The sequence below is a fragment of the Enterobacter hormaechei subsp. hoffmannii genome, assembly GCF_001729745.1.
GTDB lineage: Bacteria > Pseudomonadota > Gammaproteobacteria > Enterobacterales > Enterobacteriaceae > Enterobacter > Enterobacter intestinihominis.
Window position 1 is genome coordinate 2,245,335 of the sequence record NZ_CP017186.1, and the last position, 16,040, is coordinate 2,261,374.

14 protein-coding genes are annotated in these 16,040 nt (G+C 53.5%); 9 read left to right on the forward strand and 5 right to left on the reverse strand.

The window, feature by feature from the left end; translation table 11 throughout:
* The first annotated feature begins 70 nt into the window (after window positions 1-70).
* The 7 genes from bdm (at window position 71) to adhP (ending at window position 7,131) form a co-directional block, all read left to right on the forward strand.
* Entirely contained in the window at window positions 71-286 is a 216-nt protein-coding gene (gene bdm, locus BFV65_RS10545; RefSeq protein ID WP_022648192.1) for a biofilm-dependent modulation protein, read from the forward strand.
* Window positions 287-381: 95 nt separating this feature from the next.
* Window positions 382-519, forward strand: coding sequence for a stationary-phase-induced ribosome-associated protein (sra, locus tag BFV65_RS10550; RefSeq protein ID WP_023300167.1), 138 nt, complete (start codon window positions 382-384; stop codon window positions 517-519).
* Window positions 520-695: 176 nt separating this feature from the next.
* The gene (locus BFV65_RS10555; protein WP_022648194.1) at window positions 696-2,393 is read left to right on the forward strand and encodes an NAD-dependent malic enzyme; all 1,698 of its coding nucleotides are present in this window, start codon (window positions 696-698) and stop codon (window positions 2,391-2,393) included.
* 300 nt (window positions 2,394-2,693) lie between these two features.
* Window positions 2,694-3,140, forward strand: a complete 447-nt coding sequence (gene tssD, locus BFV65_RS10560; RefSeq protein ID WP_069596589.1) for a type VI secretion system tube protein TssD — start codon at window positions 2,694-2,696, stop codon at window positions 3,138-3,140.
* Window positions 3,137-3,619: a DUF2778 domain-containing protein gene (locus BFV65_RS10565; protein WP_069596590.1), complete on the forward strand. Its 483-nt coding sequence runs from the start codon at window positions 3,137-3,139 to the stop codon at window positions 3,617-3,619. Before tssD ends, BFV65_RS10565 begins: the two co-directional genes overlap by 4 nt.
* A 586-nt stretch (window positions 3,620-4,205) precedes the next feature.
* Window positions 4,206-5,915 carry an ABC-F family ATP-binding cassette domain-containing protein gene (locus BFV65_RS10575; protein ID WP_069596591.1) on the forward strand — a complete coding sequence of 570 codons (1,710 nt, stop codon included), beginning with the start codon at window positions 4,206-4,208 and terminating at the stop codon, window positions 5,913-5,915.
* A gap of 205 nt (window positions 5,916-6,120) precedes the next feature.
* Window positions 6,121-7,131 (forward strand): alcohol dehydrogenase AdhP, encoded by a 1,011-nt coding sequence (adhP, locus tag BFV65_RS10580; RefSeq protein ID WP_022648199.1) that lies wholly within the window; start codon window positions 6,121-6,123, stop codon window positions 7,129-7,131.
* A 39-nt stretch (window positions 7,132-7,170) separates the two neighbouring features.
* On the opposite strand, the gene BFV65_RS10585 is transcribed toward adhP, so the two are convergent.
* Window positions 7,171-7,680: an RrF2 family transcriptional regulator gene (locus BFV65_RS10585; RefSeq protein ID WP_069596592.1), complete on the reverse strand. Its 510-nt coding sequence runs from the start codon at window positions 7,678-7,680 to the stop codon at window positions 7,171-7,173.
* 130 nt (window positions 7,681-7,810) lie between these two features.
* Here BFV65_RS10585 and BFV65_RS10590 point away from each other — a divergent pair, with 130 nt between their 5' ends.
* On the forward strand, window positions 7,811-9,013 hold the full coding sequence (locus tag BFV65_RS10590; protein ID WP_069596593.1) for an NAD(P)/FAD-dependent oxidoreductase: 1,203 nt from the start codon (window positions 7,811-7,813) through the stop codon (window positions 9,011-9,013).
* Between the two features lie 39 nt (window positions 9,014-9,052).
* Here the strand turns inward: BFV65_RS10590 and araJ are convergent, their stop codons facing one another.
* On the reverse strand, window positions 9,053-10,228 hold the full coding sequence (araJ, locus tag BFV65_RS10595; protein WP_063200179.1) for an MFS transporter AraJ: 1,176 nt from the start codon (window positions 10,226-10,228) through the stop codon (window positions 9,053-9,055).
* A 161-nt stretch (window positions 10,229-10,389) separates the two neighbouring features.
* Between araJ and ppk2 the strand changes: the two genes are divergently transcribed.
* Window positions 10,390-11,208, forward strand: coding sequence for a polyphosphate kinase 2 (ppk2, locus tag BFV65_RS10600; RefSeq protein WP_022648203.1), 819 nt, complete (start codon window positions 10,390-10,392; stop codon window positions 11,206-11,208).
* A gap of 59 nt (window positions 11,209-11,267) precedes the next feature.
* Here ppk2 and fdnI read toward each other — a convergent pair whose 3' ends face one another.
* From fdnI to fdnG, 3 genes are read right to left on the reverse strand one after another with little or no spacing between them, the layout of a single operon-like run.
* The gene (gene fdnI / locus BFV65_RS10605; RefSeq protein ID WP_023300174.1) at window positions 11,268-11,924 is read right to left on the reverse strand and encodes a formate dehydrogenase-N subunit gamma; all 657 of its coding nucleotides are present in this window, start codon (window positions 11,922-11,924) and stop codon (window positions 11,268-11,270) included.
* Window positions 11,917-12,801, reverse strand: coding sequence for a formate dehydrogenase subunit beta (gene fdxH / locus BFV65_RS10610; protein ID WP_003857048.1), 885 nt, complete (start codon window positions 12,799-12,801; stop codon window positions 11,917-11,919). Before fdxH ends, fdnI begins: the two co-directional genes overlap by 8 nt.
* An 11-nt stretch (window positions 12,802-12,812) precedes the next feature.
* A complete protein-coding gene (gene fdnG, locus BFV65_RS10615) occupies window positions 12,813-15,860 on the reverse strand; it encodes a formate dehydrogenase-N subunit alpha (RefSeq protein ID WP_153063392.1) in 3,048 nt (1,015 codons plus the stop codon).
* Between the last annotated feature and the right edge of the window lie 180 nt (window positions 15,861-16,040).

Here is a 16,040-nt window from a genome sequence, read left to right on the forward strand (position 1 = left end):
TTTGCCAATCTGAATGTGAATTACGATTTTGCACGCCGTAACATTAAACAGACAACGACACGGAGGCAGCATGTTTACTTATTACCCGGCACATACCACAGCAGCACAACCGGAACTTGTTAACGCGATCGCACAAGGTCTTCACGCCGAGCACGGTGTTGTTACTGAAGATGACATTTTGATGGAACTGACCAAGTGGGTGGAAGCCACGGACAATGACATCCTCAGTGACATCTACCAGCAAACCATCAACTATGTGGTTAGTGGGCGAAACGCACCTCTGTAAAAACCTGCTAAGCTGGATCTGCAACCTAAGGGATTACATTTCGTTTGCGTAAGCAAGCTTGTCCTTAAAACTATCAACAGGATTGAGGAGTTAACATGAAATCGAACCGTCAGGCACGCCATATTCTGGGACTGAACTACAAGCTTTCTAACCAGCGTAAAGTGGTTATTGAGGAGGGTAGCGAAACGCAAGTTACCCACGCCACCGGCAGGAAACGCCCTTCCGGCAAGTAAGTTCCGGCACGAAATTCACAACACCATCGGTAATCCCGATGGTGTTTTTGTTTATGTGTTGCGGTAATTAATATTCAGCTCCTTTATAATACCAACCGACCGCACCCCGTAGCACAGGCCAGAAAGATGACAAACAGCAGTGTCAGGGACGGATCTTCTTAAAAAGAGTGAGTGACATGGACAACAAACTGAAAAAACATCGTTCCCTTTATATTCCTTACGCCGGTCCGGTTTTACTGGAGTTCCCCCTTCTGAACAAAGGCAGCGCCTTTAGCATGGAAGAGCGCAGCAGCTTTAACCTGCTGGGCCTGCTGCCTGAAGTGGTTGAAACCATTGAAGAACAGGCAGAACGTGCCTGGATCCAGTATCAGGGCTTTAAAACCGAAATCGATAAACACATCTACCTGCGTAATATTCAGGACACCAACGAAACCCTCTTCTACCGCCTCGTGCAGAACCATCTTGAAGAGATGATGCCCGTCATTTACACCCCCACCGTCGGCGCGGCGTGTGAACGCTTCTCAGAGATCTACCGTCGTTCCCGCGGTGTGTTCATCTCTTATCAGAACCGTCACAACATGGATGACATTCTGCAAAACGTGCCTAACCACAACATCAAGGTGATCGTGGTGACCGATGGCGAACGTATTCTGGGCCTCGGTGACCAGGGCATTGGCGGGATGGGGATCCCCATCGGTAAGCTCTCGCTGTATACCGCCTGCGGCGGGATCAGCCCGGCCTACACCCTGCCGGTGGTACTTGACGTGGGGACCAATAACCAGCAACTGTTGAACGATCCGCTGTACATGGGCTGGCGTCACCCGCGCATTACCGACGACGAGTACTATCAGTTTGTGGATGATTTCATCCAGGCCGTGAAGCACCGCTGGCCTGACGTGCTGTTGCAGTTCGAAGACTTCGCACAGAAAAACGCCATGCCGCTGCTGAACCGCTACCGCGATGAGATCTGCTCGTTCAACGATGACATTCAGGGCACTGCGGCAGTGACCGTCGGTACGCTGATTGCTGCGAGCCGTGCGGCAGGCAGCCAGCTCAGCTATCAGAAAATTGTCTTCCTGGGTGCAGGCTCCGCGGGCTGCGGCATCGCCGAGCAAATTATTGCCCAGACCCAGCGCGAAGGCTTAAGCGAAGAGCTGGCCCGCTCCCGCGTCTTTATGGTGGACCGTTTTGGCCTGCTGACCGACGGCATGCCAAACCTGCTCCCGTTCCAGACCAAACTGGTGCAGAAGCGCGAAAACCTGAAAAACTGGGATACAGATAACGAAGTGCTCTCGCTTCTTGACGTGGTGCGCAACGTGAAGCCGGACATTCTGATCGGCGTGTCCGGGCAGACCGGCCTCTTCACGGAGGAGATTATTCGCGAGATGCACAAGCACTGTGAACGCCCTATCGTGATGCCGCTGTCTAACCCGACTTCACGCGTGGAGGCAACGCCGCAGGACATCATCGCCTGGACCGAAGGTAAGGCACTGGTCGCAACCGGCAGTCCGTTTGATCCGGTGGTGTGGAAGGACAAACTCTACCCCATCGCGCAGTGCAATAACTCCTATATCTTCCCGGGTATTGGTCTGGGAGTTATCGCCTCCGGCGCGTCCCGCATCACCGACGAAATGCTGATGTCCGCGAGCGAAACGCTGGCAGGTCACTCTCCGCTGGTGAATAACGGTGAAGGCCTGGTACTGCCGGAGCTGAAAGACATTCACAAAGTGTCCCGCGCAATTGCCTTCGCGGTAGGCAAAATGGCGCAGCAGCAAGGCGTCGCGGTGAAAACCTCTGCCGATGCGTTGCAGCAGGCGATTGATGATAACTTCTGGATGCCGGAATACCGTAGCTATCGTCGTACTTCGATTTAAATCGGAGTTTTGAACGTTCCCTCTCTTCACAAGGGAGAGGGAACGTGAAGTCCCTTCTCCCTTTTTCCTCTAATTCCCTTAATCCTGCCTATAAATGCTTTGTTGAAAGTCACTCATGATAATTTGGCTTTAAAATGCAGCAGGATCGATCATTTGAAAAATGCATACCTAATCAAAAATCTATATTCTTTTAAAATATATAAATTTCACATAACACTTCTTGCCTAACAAATAGTTTTTCTTAAGAGTTTAGTAACGTTTTGCATCACTAAATTCATTTATTGAAAAAGGAGTTTTGAAATGGCAATCCCTGCATATCTATGGCTGAAAGATGACGGCGGCGCAGATATCAAAGGCGCGGTTGATGTGCAATATCGCGAGGGCAGTATTGAAGTATTAGGATTCGGTCATGGACTGCATCTACCGACAGATAATATGACAGGAAAAATCACGGGTACGCGCATGCATAGCGCTCTGGTTTTTGAAAAGGAGTTCGACAGTTCCAGCCCTTACTTATACAAGGCTGTAGCAAAAGGCCAAACGCTAAAAAGTGCCGAGTTTAAGTGGTACAAAATCAATGATGCTGGTCAAGAGGTCTCAATATGCCCGGTGATGCATGACGTAAAAAATCCAGCAATGGAAAAACATAATCATTTAGAAAATATTTCCCTCCGTTACGAGAAGATTACATGGCGACACTGTGACGGTAATATCATCTTTGCTGATTCCTGGAATGACAGATCATGAATCTCCTACAGTGCTTTTTCCACCTCAACGGAGGTACGTACGCTACTTTGTCTGTGCCCGGAGTTGGCTTTTTTCCTGCATTTTCAGGGAATGGTGACGCGACGAACCGTGCAGAAAGCGCAAATATACCTGATATCGGCCCACTCCCACCTGGTCGCTATTACATACTTTTACGTGGATTAGGGGGTTGGTATACTCAAACTAAGGATAGTGTTAACGCATTTTTCACCGGTTCGAATCGGAACGAATGGTTTGCATTATATCGCGATGACGGATTGATAAATGATGAGACTTTTGTGAAAGGCGTAAGGCGAGGTGAATTCCGGTTACACCCTATCGGGCCATCTGGCATAAGTAAGGGTTGTATTACACTTTATAGTCAGAGCGATTTTAAGATTCTGGCATCAGCCTTACTTCGAACTGGAGGGCAGCAATTGGGAAACTGCATGATTGCACATGGCGTTGTGCAGGTCTATTAATGAAGGCGGCATTCCTTGTGTTGTTGTGGTGTATAGCCGTGTTTCTATCAATGTTCACACTCTACAAGATTGTTCCACCAGAAACGCAGTACGATTTTGTGGAGCTTTTTGGAATATATGGCGACGAAAGGATAATGGATTTTGTTTTGTATGTTTTCTTCGGCATGGCCATATTCATTGCGTCTGTAATCACGCTATCCCTGTATTTGCTTATACGAAAAAGATGATTCTGGGCAGCGACGCTGCCCTTCCTTTTATCACATCACGCGCTTAGTTCTGTATCCGCAACCGAAGATATCGCTTTTTGCCGCAGTAGTATGTCCATTCTATGAAAATGTTGTATAGTGATGGTTACTAATAATCACTTAACTTATAAGGAGGCCAATTATGCTGTACTGTGAAATTTTCAATGTTTCACATACATTTGGTGATCGCACCAGCTCAAGCGTTATCGGTATCGTGCTGCGATAACTTCCGCTTGAGCGAAGACACCAACCCCTGAAATCCCTTCTCTCGGGCTTACTGAGTTATCGTCAGCGATGTTTGACGAGGCATAAACATGCCTGTAACTCTTGGGTAAGCAACAATGAGCACTTTACTCACTGCACAATCTTTACGTGTTGATACGGCGTTTGGCACGCTGTTCGACTCCCTCTCCTTTACGCTGAAAAAAGGCGACCGTATTGGCCTGCTGGGCGACAACGGCTGCGGCAAAAGTACGTTGCTGAAGGTGTTGGACGGCACAGACTCCCCTGCTGCCGGAACCGTCGCATTGGCCGGATACTGTCTGATGGCGCGCGTTGAGCAACACCTGCCAGAAGCCATTTATCCCCTGACCATGCTGGATGCCGTGCTGGCGCAACTGCCCGCGACTGAACGCGAGAGTCTGCACTGGAAAGCTGAAACGCTGCTGGCGGGTATGGGCTTTACACCGCAGGACATGGCCTTAACGTCGGCAACGCTGAGCGGCGGGCAGCACACGCGTCTCCTGCTGGCGCGCGCGCTGATCGGCGATCCAGATCTGTTACTGCTGGACGAACCGAGTAACCACCTCGATTTGCCGACCCTGCTCTGGCTGGAACAGTTTTTACAGAACTGGTCCGGCAGCTTTGTGCTGGTCTCACACGACAGGCAACTATTGGATGCCGTCACCAACGGCAGCTGGATCCTGCGCGATAAGATGTTGCACTACTTCGCCCTTCCCTGCACCGCCGCGCGTCAGGCGCTGGTAGCCAAAGACGAAAGTGATGCGCTGCGGCATAAGGCGGAGCAAAAGGAGATTGACCGCGTAACCGCCAGTGCCAGACGGCTGGCCACCTGGGGCAAGGTCTACGATAACGAAGATCTGGCCCGCAAAGCCAAACAGATGGAAAAGCAGGTCGAACGGCTTAAGGAGAGTCAGACAGAGCTCACCGCAGGCAGTCCGTGGACATTAACCCTGCGCGGTGACGCCCTGCGGGCAGACCGGCTACTGGAGATGGAAAACCTAAGCGTAGCGCCTGAGCCTGGCCTGTCTGAGCTGTTTCACGTCGACATTGCGCGGCTTAGAAGTGGCGATCGCGTGGCTATCGTCGGGCGTAATGGCTGCGGCAAATCATCACTGATGAAGCTTATCTGGCGGCATTTCACAGGTGAACCTTCAGAGACTGGCCTGAAACTTCATCCTCGCGTGTCGCCAGGCTATTACGATCAGACGCTGAATCAGCTTTCGGAGGAGGCAACAATCTTTGACGCGCTGGAGCCTTTCGCGCCAGATCCGCAGACCCGTAAAATGGCCCTCATCAGTGCCGGGTTCCCGTGGGCGCGTCACGGGCAAAAAGTCAGTACGCTGAGCGGTGGGGAACGTTCGCGCCTGCTGTTCATCGGCCTGACGCTTGCTCGCTATAGCCTTCTGATGCTGGATGAGCCAACCAACCACCTGGACATGGAAGGCAAAGAGGCGCTGGCGGAAACACTGCAACAGTTTGAAGGCGGAGTGCTGCTGGTGAGCCACGATCGTCAGTTAATTAGCCAGAGTTGTAACCGCTACTGGCTGATTGAGGACGGCAGGCTTAGCGAATGGCACGATGCGGAGGCGGTGTTTGAGCGCCTGCGTGCGAGCACCGGTCCGGTGGTGCCTGAGGCGTCGAAGACTGCATCGAAGGCACCACCTTCAGCGTCTGACGATCTGCTCGAACGCCTGGTTGCCCTGGAAATGCTGCTGGAAGAGGATTTGGCGCGCAAGCCAAAACACCAAAAACCGCAGTTGCAGGCGCAATGGCGAAGAGAGATTGAGGAGATAGAAGCCCAACTATAAATCTGTACCCGGCGGTCGTTACGCCGGGTTTTTTACGTTAGCGTTTTCCCCTACTGATTATTAGAGGATCACCGTATTCTTAATCTGAAACTGAATTAATTGATGACATTATGTTGCGGTTGCCTTGCATTACAGCGCCAAAGTATTAATCCTTAATGGGTATTACACCTGCTATGCAGATACTCATTAGTAAAAGGAGAAACACATGAAGGCTGCTGTTGTCACTCAGGATCATCAGGTTAACGTTACAGAGAAAACCTTACGCGCGCTCAAACATGGTGAAGCGCTGCTGAAGATGGAGTGCTGTGGCGTTTGCCATACCGATCTCCATGTTAAAAATGGCGATTTTGGCGACAAGACCGGGGTGATCCTCGGCCATGAAGGGATTGGTATTGTCAAAGAGATTGGTCCGGGCGTCACGTCACTGAAAGTTGGCGATCGTGCAAGCGTGGCGTGGTTCTTCGAAGGCTGTGGCCACTGTGAATATTGTAATACCGGCAACGAAACTCTGTGCCGTGACGTAAAAAACGCGGGTTACTCCGTCGACGGCGGCATGGCGGAAGAGTGCATCGTGACCGCGGATTACGCGGTTAAAGTCCCGGAGGGGCTGGACTCTGCGGCGGCCAGCAGCATCACCTGCGCCGGTGTCACCACCTACAAAGCGGTAAAAGTCTCTGAGATCAAACCCGGCCAGTGGATTGCGATCTATGGCCTGGGCGGTCTGGGCAACCTCGCACTGCAATACGCCAAAAATGTCTTTAATGCGAAAGTTATCGCCATTGACGTGAATGACGAGCAGTTGAAACTCGCTGCCAGCATGGGCGCAGACTTAACCGTGAACTCCCGCAGTGAAGATGCGGCAAAAGTGATTCAGGAGAAAACCGGCGGCGCACATGCGGCAGTGGTGACGGCGGTAGCGAAAGCGGCCTTCAACTCTGCCGTTGACGCGGTTCGCGCCGGAGGCCGCGTGGTGGCTGTTGGCCTGCCGCCGGAAGCGATGAGCCTGGATATTCCACGTCTGGTCCTGGATGGGATTCAGGTGGTGGGCTCTCTGGTGGGTACTCGTCAGGATCTGCTCGAAGCCTTCCAGTTTGCGGCTGAAGGTAAGGTGGTTCCGAAAGTCACGCTGCGCCCACTGGAAGATATCAACGCCATCTTTAAAGAGATGGAACAGGGCCAGATCCGTGGCCGTATGGTGATTGATTTACGTTCTTAACCGCGGTGGCCGGGTAGCGGGTTTGCCCTGCCCGGCCTGTCACGTAGACGAACGGCGATCGGAAATCCACTCCTGAACCTCGATCTGGAACGTGTCCGGCGCTTTTCGATACATCTTCCGCGCCAGATCCAGGATGGTATGGCGTCCTAACTCCTCTTCCATCCGCTGCTGCGCGCTGTCCATAACCGATCGCACCCCGCACGGTCCGTCACAGACCCAGGTCGGTGGCGTTTCATCAAATACCGCCAGGCGCTGACGCACTTCCCGACATTCGAACATATTCTTATCGCCGTCGATGGCGTGTGCCACGTCCAGCACGCTGATCAGCTCTGCCGGACGCGCCAGCCGGAATCCTCCCCCCTTGCCTTCGGTGCTGATAACCAGCCCCGCGCGTGACAAACGAGTGAAAATCTTCCCAAGATAGTCGTACGGTACGCCCTGCAAGGCCGCCATCTCCCGGACGCTCATCTCACGCTCATTGCCTTTTGCATCCACCATACACATCAGGCTATGAATGCCATATTCCACACCAGAACTGTAAAACGCCATGGCTCACTCCGGGTTATTGTTCGCTGCATTATAACGAATTTTAACTCAGAAAGAAGTTGTCGTAGTTAACTCCGACAAGTATAGTGGCAGTTATGTCAGACACACAGCCTGACGAACAAAAGGATCGAGTATGAAAAAGCAGATTTTAATTGTGGGTAGTGGGTTTTCCGGTATGTGGGCTGCGGTCAGCGCCGCGCGTCTTTCTGCTCTGGAAGGTAATAATAGCCTCAGCATTGCCGTGCTGGCCCCGGTGCCGGAACTGCGCGTTCGTCCACGTTTTTATGAAGAGAACGTGTCGACGATGGTCGCGCCACTGACCGAACTGTTTGCTGAGCTGGGTATTGCCTTTATTTCGGGCGAAGCACAACATATTGATACCTCATCTAAAACCGTTTTGTATCGCGATTCAAACGGCGCCATTGCCGAAGTCAACTGGGAACGTCTGATCCTCGCAACCGGTAGCCAGACTAAACGTCCGCCGATTGCCGGTCTGACTGAATACGCATTTGATATCGACCAACTCGACTCCGCCAGGCTGTTCGAGCAACATCTTGATTTGCTGGTTTCGCGCCCCTCCACCCCAGAACGCAATACCGTGGTCGTGTGTGGCGGCGGTTTTACCGGCATTGAGCTGGCAACGGAACTCCCTGCTCGTCTTCGCACCCGCTTCGGCGCCGATACAAAGACTAAAATAATCGTAGTTGAAAGAGGTGCAACCATTGGCGGGCGTTACAGCGAGGCGCTGCGTAACACCATTGAAGAAGCAAGCAACGCGCTGGATGTTGAATGGCGTTTAAACAGTGAAATTGAAGCTATTGATGCCAGCGGCGTGACGCTGAAAAACGGAGAGCGCATTGCCAGCGCGACTGTAGTGTGGACGGCAGGGGTAGAAGCTAACCCCCTAAGCCTGCAAATTGACGGGGAACGCGACACTCAGGGACGCCTTATCGTCACCGACACGTTGCAGGTCCCTGCGCATCCGGAGGTTTACGCGACGGGTGATATGGCGCACGCCAAAACGGACGATGCGGGCAACACGGCACTGATGACCTGCCAGCACGCGATCCAGCTGGGGAAATTCGCCGGACATAACGCAGCTGCCAGCCTGTTAAATCTGGAGCCGTATCCTTACCGTCAGGTGAATTACGTCACCTGTCTGGATCTGGGTGGCTGGGGCGCGGTGTACACCGAGGGCTGGGAACAGCGTGTTAAATCCGTGCGCGAGGAAGGCAAAAAGATCAAAGTCGCCATCACCAACGAACTGATTTACCCGCCAGCAGCAGACAAAGCAGTCGCATTTGCCGCCGCTGACCCACTGGCGAAATTCGTGTAGTCCCCTCCTGTGCCCGCGACCAGCGGGCAAAGCGTGAAATCAGGCCAGCGCTCCTGCGTTGGCCTGACGCTTTTTGGCACATAAAAAACCGTACATCAACAGAGAGGTCATTGCTGAGAAGGATAAGATCGCTGCCGGAAGCGTGACATAGCTCCAGCTAAAGCCGAGCGTAATCATCATTCCACCGAAATACGCGCCTATTGCGCTGCCGAGGTTAAACGCCATTTGCCCGCCTGCGGCGCCCAGCATCTCGCCGCCTTTCGCATTTTGCAGCAGCAGTATTTGCAGCGGCGCAGAGAGCGCAAACAGCCCGGCGCAGCAAACAAATCCCATTACCAGTGAAGCTGTTTTAAGCTCGCCAAACGCGAACAGTAACAGCAGCGAAGCCACAATCACCATGTCGGTGGTGGCAGCAATGCGCAGCGGGCTAAAGCGCGACGACAGCTTGCCGCTGAAGACATTACCCAGCACCATGCCCAGCCCCATCAGCATCATGATCGCGGTCATGACGCCCTCGGAAAAGCCTGACACGTTGACCATATACGGCTTCACGAAGCTAAACCAGGCAAACACCCCGGCATTGCCAAACATCGTTGCGGCAAAAATTAGCCACGGTTCCGGTTTTTTCAGGAAGTGGAATTGTTCTGTCAGCCGGGTGGTTGTCGTGTCGTGAATGTCTGGCACCCACAGCAGAACAGAGAGGATCACCAGCGCATCAAAGACGGCAATCAAAAAGAAGGTGTAACGCCAGTTAAATTCATGTCCCAGCCAGGTCCCGAGCGGGACGCCAAGCAAATTGGCAACGGTCATCCCGGCAATCATCCCTGCTACAGCAACCGTCACCTTACCCGGTGGCGCAATTTTTGACAGGATTATCGCCCCCACACCGAAAATCGCGCCATGCGGGAAACCAGAGATTAAGCGCCCCGCCGCCAGCCCCATGTAGGTGTCAGAGAAGGTAAAGAGCGCGTTACCGACGACGCACATCGCCACCAGAAACAGCAGCGTTGTTTTCAGCGAAAATTTACTGGAGAACAGCGCCACAATCGGCGCGCCGATCACTACGCCAAAAGCGTAAAACGAAATCATATTTCCGGCGGAGGGAATCGAAATGCCCGTATCATGAGCCAGTTCTGTCAGCACGCCCATGATGCCAAATTCAGCCATCCCCAGGCCAAAGGTAGCCAGTGCTAACGAAAAAATTGTTTTTTTCATACCGCGACCACTGTTAAAAAATACGCAGCGTGCATTATTGATTAAACTTGTATGGTGAACCAGTTCAAATCAGCTTTCTGACACATTAATCCATTCATTCAGGCCGATTACACGCTTAGTACGGCCTCGATCCCGCGACCGGACCCATAGGGAGACCCGCCATGGTCAGTAAGAAGAAAACCCGTGTTGTTGATGATGTCGTTAAAAACGCGCCGCTCAAAACCAAAGCGTACGAGCAAGAGCTTCGCCGCCTCCATGTTGAACTGGTTAAGCTCCAGCAATGGGTGGTCGCCAAAGGGTTAAAGGTCTGTATTGTTTTTGAAGGGCGAGACGGCGCGGGTAAAGGCGGCGCCATCAAAGCCATCACCGAACGCGTCAGCCCCCGGGTGTTTCGCGTTGTTGCGTTACCGGCCCCCACCGATAAAGAGAAAAGTCAGCTCTATTTTCAGCGTTACGTTCCCCATCTGCCCTCTGCCGGTGAAATCGTTATTTTTGACCGGAGCTGGTACAACCGCGCAGGCGTGGAAAGAGTAATGGGTTTCTGTACCGAAGAGCAGGCCGACAAATTTCTTGATGGAACGCCGGTGATGGAAAAAGCGATGGTCGATGCCGGTATCATATTGTTGAAATACTGGCTTGAAGTAACGCCAAAAGAGCAGGAACGCCGCCTGCGCGATCGCATTAATGATGGTCGCAAGATCTGGAAGCTGTCTCCAATGGACATAAAATCTTTCAATCTGTGGGATGAATATACCCTCGCCCGTGATGCGATGTTTAAAGCGACCGACACCGCCTGGGCGCCGTGGTTTGTGGCGCGCTCAGAAGATAAAAAACGGGTTCGGTTGAATATTATTTCGCATCTGCTTTCACAGATCCCCTATAAAGAAATTCACGTTGACAAGGTGGATTTACCGAAACGCAAGATCGGCAAAGTGAAGCCAACAAAATATCCCTTCCGGTATATTGCAGAGCGGTTTTGATACAGGGAAGCAGACCAGCACAAGCGCAGCGCCGCCGGACAATGCCGACGGCGCGAGGTTTACTTCAACCCTTCCGAACTCTCTTTTTGCGCTTCAAGACGCTCAATGTCGCGGTACCAGCGCGGATGGTGCTTCTGCGCCCAGCGGCGGCTCACCTTCCCTTCAATCATGCCTTTAATCGATCCTTTCACCCAGAATGCCATATACATATGGATCAGAATGGCGTGGATCAGAATAATGGCCGAGGTCGCGTGGATCAGCAGCGCATAACGCACTACCTGAATCGGGAAATAGTGCGCAAAATACGGACGCCAGATGATCACCCCGGTCACCAGCAGCACAAAAATCATGCTCATGATGGTCCAGAACATCATCTTCTGCCCGGCGTTATATTTGCCCACCTTCGCGACTTTATGCTCGTTGCCTTTCAGAACCTCAACAATCCCTTTTAGCCACGGAATATCCTGCTTGTCAGGGATGTTGTGATGAACGAAACGTACAAACATAAACATCAGCACCACGAAAATCAGTACGCCGAAGAACGGATGCAGTATGCGCCCCATCTGCGGTGTCCCGAAGGTTTCCGTTAGCCACTGTAGCGTCGGGAAGAAGAACGAAATGCCGGATACCGCCACCAGGAAGAAGCAGATGACCACCGTCCAGTGACAGGCGCGATCGACAAATTTTGTGCGCACTATCATTTTCGACTTACTCATGATGCTCCTCCTCGTCGTCATCCACCTCTTTATTCGGCCCGATACCGATGTAGTGATAAATCAGCCCGGCAAAGGTGGCGATAAAGCCCGCCGCTGAGAGCGGCTTAAGCGCCCCTTTCCAGAGGTTGATTGAGGTATCGATCGCCGGATCTTTCGGCAGATTGTGATACAGCTCCGGCTGGTCATTGTGGTGCAGAACATACATGACGTGCGTACCGCCCACGCCCTGCGGGTTATAAATCCCGGCCTTGTCATAGCCGCGCGCTTTGAGCTTATCCACCCGCTGCTGTGCCACTTCCAGCATCTCTTTTTTGGTGCCGAAGTGGATAGCCCCGGTAGGACAGGTCTTCACGCAGGCAGGCTCCTGTCCGACGCTGACGCGATCGACACACAGCGTGCATTTATAGACCCGGTTATCTTCTTTATTGAGGCGCGGGATATTAAACGGACAGCCTGCGATGCAGTAGCCGCAGCCGATACAGTTATCCTGCTGGAAGTCGACGATCCCGTTGGCGTACTGAATAATTGCACCCGCAGACGGGCATGCCTTCAGGCAGCCCGGATCTTCACAGTGCATACAGCCGTCTTTACGGATTAGCCACTCCAGCTTGCCGTTCTGGTCGGTTTCGCTAAAGCGCATCACCGTCCAGGACTTGGCGCTCAGATCAGCCGGGTTATCGTAAACGCCAACGCAGTGCCCCACCTCGTCGCGGATATCGTTCCACTCCGAGCAGGCCACCTGGCAGGCCTTACAGCCCACGCAGGAGGAGACATCGATCAGCTTGGCGACTTCTGCCTTGTAGTCCCGCGCGCGAGGCGCGGGCGTTATCGGGTTGGTCGCGGAGCGTTTAATAATGTCTTGTGTTTCCATCGCCATTTAATCGCTCCTTACGCTTTCTCGATGTTGACCAGAAACGCTTTATACTCCGGCGTTTGCGAGTTGGAATCGCCGACGTTTGGCGTCAGGGTATTGGCGATGTAGCCTTTCTGCGCCACCCCTTCAAAGCCCCAGTGCAGCGGGATGCCGACGGTTTCTACCTGCTGGCCGTGTACGTTCAGACTTTGCAGACGACGGGTGACCACCGCTACCGCGCGAATAAAGCCGCGCTTGCTGCTCACCGTCACGCGATCGCCATTGGCAATGCCTTTCGCCTTCGCCAGCGTTTCGCTTATCTCCACAAACTGTTCCGGCTGCGCGATGGCGTTAAGCCGCGCATGTTTGGTCCAGGTATGGAAATGCTCAGTCAGGCGGTAGGTAGTTCCGACATACGGGAACTTGTCCTTTTTACCTAAACGCAGCACGTCATCTTCATAGATACGCACTACCGGGCTGGAAACTACGTTCGGGTGCAGCGGGTTAGTGCCGAGCGGCGTTTCCATCGGCTCGTAATGTTCCGGGAACGGCCCTTCCGCCAGCTTGTCGATGGCAAACAGACGTCCCAGCCCTTCCGGCTGCATGATAAACGGCCCGGTGTTGCTGCCCGGTGCGGCGGTGTTGAAGTCCGGGATATCGTTCCCCGTCCACTTCGTGCCGTTCCACTCGATCAGCATGCGTTTCGGATCCCACGGCTTACCGTTCACGTCTGCGGAGGCACGGTTGTACAGTACGCGGCGGTTCAACGGCCACGCCCATGCCCAGCCCAGCGTGTTGCCCAGGCCTGACGGATCGGCGTTATCACGGTTGGCCATCTGGTTACCCTGCTCCGTCCAGCTGCCGGTGTAGATCCAGCAGGACGAGGCCGTGGTGCCGTCGTCACGCAACAGCGCGAAGCTATTGAGCAACTGGCCTTTCTTCGCCACCAGATTGCCGTTGGCATCGTACAGATCGGCCAGCGCCACGCCGTTGTTCTCTTTTGCCACCTCTTCAGACTCAGGATGATCCGGCTGCTTGTAGTTCCAGCTCATCTTCAGCAGCGGCTCAGCGCCTTTGCCGCCTTCGGTGCGGTACATTTCGCGCAGGCGATGGTAAATCCCGGCCAGAATTTCGCCGTCATTACGCGCTTCACCCGGCGCATCCTGACCTTTCCAGTGCCACTGTAGCCAGCGGCCAGAGTTGGCAATAGAACCGTCCTCTTCCGCAAAGCAGGTCGATGGCAGGCGGAACACCTCGGTCTGAATGGATGCCGGATCGACATCGTTAGACTCGCCGTGGTTCTGCCAGAACGTAGACGTTTCGGTGACCAGCGGATCGATAACCACCATGTACTTCAGCTTGCTCAGGCTGCGAACGACTTTGTTTTTATCCGGGAATGATGCCACCGGGTTAAAGCCCTGGCAGATATACCCCGTGACGTCGCCCTGATCCATCATGTTGAAATACTTGATGACATCGTAAGCCTGATCCCATTTCGGCAACCACTCAAAGCCCCAGTCATTCTCTTTCTGCGCCGCATCGCCGTAGAACGATTTCATCAGACTGACGGCAAACTTCGGATAGTTACTCCAGTAGTTCACCTGGTCCGGACGCGTCGCTTTTGGCGTGTTGGCGTCAAGCCAGCTTTGCCAGTCGGTCTGCTTCTCCGACGGCAGGGTCAGGTAACCCGGCAGGCTGGTCGACAGCAGGCCGAGATCGGTTAAGCCCTGAATGTTGGAGTGTCCGCGCAGGGCGTTCACGCCACCACCGGCCATCCCCATGTTGCCGAGCAGCAGCTGGATCATCGCCATGGTACGGATGTTCTGCGCGCCCACGGTATGCTGCGTCCAGCCCAGCGCGTACAGGAAGGTGGTTGTTCTGTCGGCGGCACTGGTGGAGGCCAGCACTTCACATACTTTCAGGAAGTCTGCTTTCGGCGTACCGCAGATGTTTTCCACCACGTCTGGCGTATAACGGGAAACATGCTGTTTCAGCAAGTTCCACACGCAGCGCGGATCGGTCAGGGTCTCATCGCGTTTCGCGTAGCCGTTTTCGTCGAATTGATAGTTCCAGGACGATTTATCGTACTGACGTTTCTCTGCGTCATAGCCGCTGAACAGGCCATCTTCGAAGGCGAAATCTTCCCGCACCAGCAGGGCGGCATTGGTGTAATGCTTAACGTATTCCGCGTTAATCTTATTGTTTTCGATCAGGTACAACAGCACGCCGGAAAGGAACGTAATATCCGTACCGGAGCGGATCGGCGCATAAATATCAGCCACCGATGCCGTACGCGTAAAGCGTGGATCGACGACAATCAGCGTCGCATCGTTGTTGTTTTTTGCTTCCATCGCCCAGCGGAATCCCACCGGATGGGCTTCAGCGGCGTTACCGCCCATCACCACCACGACGTTTGCGTTTTTGATATCAACCCAGTGGTTGGTCATCGCACCGCGACCAAACGTTGGAGCAAGACTTGCTACCGTTGGTCCGTGTCAGACGCGCGCCTGGTTATCAACCGCCAGCATGCCGAGGGAGCGCACAAATTTTTGCGTCAGCATGCCGGTCTCATTACTTGCCGCAGATGCACACAGCATCCCGGTGGAGGTCCAGCGGTTTACCGTAACGCCCTGCTCGTTCTTTTCAATAAAGTTGGCGTCGCGATCCGCTTTCATCAGTTTTGCAATACGTGAGAAGGCCTCGTCCCAGGAGATGCGCTGCCATTTATCAGAGCCCGGCGCACGATATTCCGGATAGCGCAGACGGTTTTCACTGTGGACGTAGTCCAGCAGCCCCGCCCCTTTCGGGCAAAGCGCCCCGCGGCTCACCGGATGGTCCGGGTCCCCTTCAATATGATAAATCGCTTCTTTGGCGTTCTTCGCGCCATCACCCAGGCTATACATTAATAGCCCACAACCCACGGAGCAGTATGTGCAGGTGTTACGGATCTCTTTCGCGCGCAGCAGTTTATAGTTGCGTGCCTGAGCCAGCGCCATTTTGGGAGCGAATCCCAGCATTGCGGCTGTTGTTCCGGCCATACCGCCCGCGCAGATTTTAAAAAATTGTCTGCGGCTGACGTCCATTGCTGTCCTCGTTATCTGATAAGACTTCGCGCCGCAAACTAACAGCAAAGCCCCTGTTTTTTTTGCGTCAAATCAAGGTCGCCGAACTTCGCCCCCTTAATAGTCACCGCCGGTATGATTTATTACTCCTTTCGGGTTAACCGCGAAACAGAAAATTCGCCTGGTGAATGGGTTAGATGC